This is a genomic window from Herbaspirillum sp. B65, assembly GCF_000333555.1.
In the GTDB taxonomy this organism is placed as follows: Bacteria; Pseudomonadota; Gammaproteobacteria; order Burkholderiales; family Burkholderiaceae_D; genus Herbaspirillum; species Herbaspirillum rubrisubalbicans.
The window spans coordinates 1-1,212 of sequence record NZ_BADI01000444.1 but is presented as its reverse complement, the minus strand read 5'-3'; the positions used below and the strand labels follow the sequence as shown (position 1 = coordinate 1,212).

Sequence of the window (1,212 nt, the reverse complement as noted above, 5' to 3'; positions counted from 1 at the left end):
GGAGCGGCCTGCCCGCGCTGCGGCTGACAGCCCGGACAAATCATCTACAATAGGCAGTTTCGTCTACACAGATTACTGATGCCCTCCATGCGTCGTCCCGCCAAACGTTCTTCCTCCAAGCTTTCTGCCGACAGCCAACACTTGGTGACCTTCGCGCAAGCCATCGCGCAAGCTTCCAGCCGGCTCGAAGAGCGCGCCTGGCTGAAGCCCCTTGACGCCCTGCTCAACAAGCTGCTGCGCACCGGCCATCAAGGCTTGCTCGATGCCGCCCTGGATCACCTGTTCAAGGCCGACCTGGACGCCTATGACGTCTTGATCGAAGCCGTCGAGGCTGGCAGTGAATCGACCACCCTGGAGCACGACGGCCAGGACTACGACGTGCAATTGCTGGTGCTGCCGGTATTGGCCTGGACCCGCTTTACCATCGCCTCCGGCCCCATCGCCGGCGACCTGCTCAGTGCCATCGGCGCCCATCTGCACGCCCACGTGCTGGCCACCGATGCGCGTCTGGCACTGGCGCCTGCGTTGTTCTCCATCGAGCAACTGCCACGGGTGCACGCCGATGTCTTTGCCCTGACCCGCCAGATGGGCCAGAGCGCCCTGAAGAACGCGCCGGTGCAAATGCGCGGCGAGCAGCCCCCCACCGCCGCCTTCCTGGCCGATACGCGCTATGTGATCGCTGCGGTTGCAGTGCCGGCCGGCGGCGCCCTGTTCCACTGGCAGGACAGCGAACAGCAAAGCCATTTCTCGGCCAACAAGGCCGCCGCCTTCGAAGCCTGGAAGCAACAGGCCACACCGCTGTTTACGCGCCTGTTGCCTGGTTGCAGTGTCGAACTGCTGCTGCCGCAGGCCTACTTCTTCGGCTGCCGCGAGGCCGACAAGCGCATCCGCCCGGCCTCCATTCGCGCCGCCGACTACTTCCTGACGCAAACCCTGGACATCGCCTCTTCCGAGCTGCACGCCAGCATCGGCGGCTTCTCCGAGGACATCAATGGCCAGATCGATGAATACCGCATCGGTTTTTCCATCGGCGACGACCCCACCGTGGTCTATGGCACGGTCTGGCCCTTGTATGAACAGGAAAGCGGTGAAGAACTGCCCATGATGATCCCGGCCGGCGCCGGCCTGCTGGAACGAAGAAGCCGCCATCGACAGCCAGGCAAGATCGGCCCTGCTCGCCAGGACTGCCGCCGCTGTCGCTCGGGTAAGCCC

General features: G+C 64.4%; 1 protein-coding gene. It reads left to right on the top strand.

What is annotated here, in order from left to right:
* Nucleotides 1-87: 87 nt before the first annotated feature.
* On the top strand, nt 88-1,212 hold a 1,125-nt coding region (locus I5W_RS10580; RefSeq protein WP_252716987.1), incomplete at its 3' end, for a DUF2863 family protein.